The organism is Intrasporangium sp., assembly GCF_051961875.1.
Taxonomy (GTDB): Bacteria; Actinomycetota; Actinomycetes; order Actinomycetales; family Dermatophilaceae; genus Intrasporangium_A.
Genome location: NZ_JBQCCV010000122.1, coordinates 1 through 3,763, shown reverse-complemented (window position 1 = coordinate 3,763; position 3,763 = coordinate 1). Strand labels below are relative to the sequence as shown.

The window sequence follows — 3,763 nt, the reverse complement described above, 5'->3', positions numbered from 1 at the left end:
CTGCGTCTTGGAGACCTTCTTGGACTCGAGGCGCTCGCGCTCGAGCATGTTCTTGAAGTCCATGTTGCCGCCGACGTTGAGCTGGTACGTCCGGTCGAGCGCGACGCCGCGGTCCTCGAAGAGCTTGGCCATGACGCGGTGGGTGATCGTCGCGCCGACCTGGCTCTTGATGTCGTCACCGATGATCGGAACGCCGGCCGCCTCGAACTTCGCCGCCCACTCGGGGTCGCTGGCGATGAAGACGGGCAGCGCGTTGACGAAGGCGACGCCTGCGTCGATCGCGCACTGGGCGTAGAACTTGTCGGCCTCCTCGGAGCCCACCGGCAGGTAGGAGACGAGCACGTCGGCGCCCGAGTCCTTGAGTGCCTGGACCACGTCGACCGGCTCGGCGGCGGACTCGTCGATCGTCTGGAGGTAGTACTTGCCGAGACCGTCGAGGGTGTGGCCGCGCTGGACCATCACGCCGGTCGTCGGGACGTCGCAGATCTTGATCGTGTTGTTCTCGCTGGCGTTGATCGCCTCGGCGAGGTCCTTGCCGACCTTCTTGTCGTCGACGTCGAACGCGGCGACGAACTCCACGTCACCGACGTGGTACTCGCCGAACGTGACGTGCATCAGGCCCGGAACGGTGGTGGTGGCGTCGGCGTCCTTGTAGTACTCGACGCCCTGCACGAGCGAGCTCGCGCAGTTGCCGACGCCGACGATGGCGACGCGTACGGATCCCATGGATCACTCCTTGATCTTCTTGGTTTCGGTCTGTGGGTGGGTCGAGTCGTCCGAGGAGAGGTATGTCGTTGAGTCGGCTCCCGTGGACGGCTCTCCGCCTGCGGGGGTGCCGGTGCCCCGGCGCTCGGCGTTGATGAGCTCCTCGAGCCAGCGGACCTCGCGCTCGGCGCGGTCCTCGCCGTGCTGTTGCAGGGCCATCGTGTAGGCGTCCATCCGCTCACGCCGGGCCTGCGAGGCGTCCCGGATGTTGGCGAGACGCTCCTCGAGACGGGACCGGCGGCCCTCGAGGATCCGGAGCCTGACCTGGGCCTCGGTGCGAGAGAAGAAGGCGAACCGGACGTCGAAGTCGTCGTCGTCCCAGGCGTCGGGCCCGGACTGGGCGACGAGGTCCTGGAAGTGCTCCTTGCCCTCGGCGGTCAGCTCGTAGGTGATCCGGGCCCGCTTGCCGGCGAGGGGCGGCTCGGCCGGTTCGGTCTCGCTGATGTGGCCCGCCTCGACGAGCGACCTCAGCGCCGGGTAGAGCGAGCCGTAGGACAGCGCCCGGAAGATGCCGAGGGCCGTGGTCAGGCGCTTGCGCAGCTCGTAGCCGTGCAGCGGCCCGTCATGAAGGAGCCCGAGGATGGCGAACTCAAGCAGCGCCGCGCGGCGGCTGGGCTTGCTCGCACTGGTCCTGGGCACCCGCCCACAGTACACCCCGGATATATCAGCGCGATACATCAGCGCGATCGCTCGCGCCGGCAACGGTCAGGCTGGCGACTCCGTACCGGTTGTGCGCAGCCAGGCGGACGCCGCGACGAGCTCGGCCACGAGGGTCTCGGTGAGGAGGCGGACGTCGTCGTCCTCGTCACCCCTGTAGCGCAGGCTGAACGCCGCCTGGGGCAGGTCCGCGCCGAGCGACACGATCGTGGAACCGCGCTGGCTCGTCCACGAGAGCAGCTCTGGCTCCCACGGCGATCCGGCCAGCAGGAGCATGCGGTAGTCGGTGGTCTTGGTCAGGTAGACGTCGACGTGGCTCCAGTCGCCGGTCTCGCAGCCGACCGCAGGCAAGCGCGGCCCCTCGCGCAGCATGAGGGCGGACTGCTGGGCGGAGGACAGCCGGTGGTCGGGAGCGACGATGTGGGTGCCGTCCGGCCCGAGGAGCAGCCGGCTCACCTCCGGCAGCCAGTCCTCGCGCCGGTCCAGCAGGTCACTCGTCGCCTCGGCACTGGCGGTGACGAGGGAGGCCAGGCGGGCCGGCTCCTGGTTGGCTCCCGTCAGGTGGGCCTCGAGGGCGAGCAGCAGGGCCAGGGTGTGCTGGAAGGAACGACAGGCCACTCCGCCCGCCTCCGGCCCGGCGAGCATCGGCACGACGAGGTCAGCGGCGGCCGCCAGATCACTGCCCTCTGTGTTGGTGAGCAGCACGATGGGGCAACGCCCGACGTAGCGGCCTGCCGCCGCGACGGTCTCCTTCGAGCTGCCGGTCGCGGAGATGGCGACGACGACGGTGCCCGGCCCGGCCGCAGGCAGCAGGGCGCTGCTCGCACGGACGGCCATTGCGTGGACGCCCCGCGCCTGCAGGCGTGCAGCGCTGACGGAGGCGGCATAGTGCGACGACCCCATCCCGAGGAAGACGACCTGACTGGCCTCCGCGGGGAAGCGTTCCCACGGATCGTCGGTCGCCAGCTGGCGGGCGAGCCGGGACAGGTGGTCCGGCTTGCTGGTGAGGTCGGTCAGGAAGGCGTCAGGGTCCACGGGTGATCTCCGGGTCAGGGTCGAGACGACAGCAGGGCGGGGAGGGCGGCGTCGGGAACGTAGCGCCAGTGCGGCAGGTGGTGTGCGGCATACAGGAACTCGCGGCATTCCTGCTGGACGCGCAGCGGGGGCACGGCCTGTTCCGCGAACAGCTCCGTGGCCCCGACCGCCTCCAGCGTCGCGCGATACTCGTCGAGGAAGGCCGCCTCGGCGGCCTCGATCCAGGCGGTGACCCTGAGGCGCGCCGCCGCCGCGCCGGCTCCCCCCTCGTCGAGGCGGCGATGCACGACCCGGCCGACGTGGTCGAGCGAGGCGAGCATCGAGGCGACGTCGAGGGCTGCCGGGGCGGGGTCCGCGCGCTCGGCGGCTGGGAGCACGGGGTTCCCGTCGAAGTCCGTGATGGCGTATGCCGCTGGGTCGCCGTGGCGCAGCACCTGACCGACATGCAGGTCCCCGTGCGTGAGCAGCAGTGGTGTGCCCTCGAGCTCGGCCAACCCGGCCAGGGCGCGGCGGGCGGCCGGGGCCAGCGCCCGAAGCCGTTCTCCCTCGGGGCCGTCGATGAGCTCGATCGCCTCGTCGAGCGCTGCCAGACCTCGCGCCTGCCAGTGGCTCACCTCGGCGGCCGTCGCCGGACGGGTGCCGGCCGTCGCCAGGGCCACGTGCAGGTCCGCGGTGAGCCGGCCGAGCTCGCGTGGCGGCAGGAGGGATGCCGCTTCATCGAGGTCGCCGTGCGCGTGGGCGGTCACATCCTCGACGGCCCAGTCCCAGCCGTCGCTCGATCCGGGCAGGAACGCCGCGATCGTCGCGAGCACGACGGGGCCCTCATCCGGGAGGTGGACCTCGAGCAGACCCCACGGGGTCGGGGTGTCCGCGAACCCTTGCTCCGCGAGTGCGGCGAGCCGGCGGGCGGCCGGGTGGGCGATGGCGCTTCCCGCGGGAGGCAGGTGCAGGCACCACTTGACCACTGCGGCGTCACCGACGATGACGGACTCGTTCGTCTGGTCGACGCTGATGGCTCGCTCCCCGTGGGCCGGCTGCCCCGCCCACCGTGTGAGGACGAACTCGCCCAGCGCCGGGTCGGCGCCCAGCTCGGAAGGCGGCGTGGCACCCGCGACGACCGCGGCGGAGCCGGTCGGCGCGGCCTCCAGCAGGCGCGCGACGAGTGCCTCGGCCACCCCGTCACCCGGCACTGCGCGTCGCACCGCCCCGTCGGCCAGCACGAGCGGCACGGTCCACCGGGCGCCCGCCCGGTCGCGCACGACGGTGACCCACCGCCCGTCGCCGAGGTCGAGCCCCGCCACGAGCT

General features: G+C 71.8%; 4 protein-coding genes. All 4 read right to left on the bottom strand.

The genetic code is table 11. From position 1 onward, the window contains the following. Window positions 1–726 (bottom strand): inositol-3-phosphate synthase (locus tag ACTHJJ_RS06965; RefSeq protein ID WP_440302214.1); only part of this gene is annotated, 726 nt, incomplete at its 3' end. Window positions 727–729: 3 nt separating this feature from the next. Then, window positions 730–1,404 (bottom strand): PadR family transcriptional regulator, encoded by a 675-nt coding sequence (locus tag ACTHJJ_RS06960; RefSeq protein ID WP_440302213.1) that lies wholly within the window; start codon window positions 1,402–1,404, stop codon window positions 730–732. 66 nt (window positions 1,405–1,470) lie between these two features. Next, a complete protein-coding gene (locus ACTHJJ_RS06955; RefSeq protein WP_440302212.1) occupies window positions 1,471–2,457 on the bottom strand; it encodes an SIS domain-containing protein in 987 nt (328 codons plus the stop codon). A gap of 14 nt (window positions 2,458–2,471) precedes the next feature. After that, window positions 2,472–3,763 (bottom strand): hypothetical protein (locus ACTHJJ_RS06950; protein WP_440302211.1); only part of this gene is annotated, 1,292 nt, incomplete at its 5' end.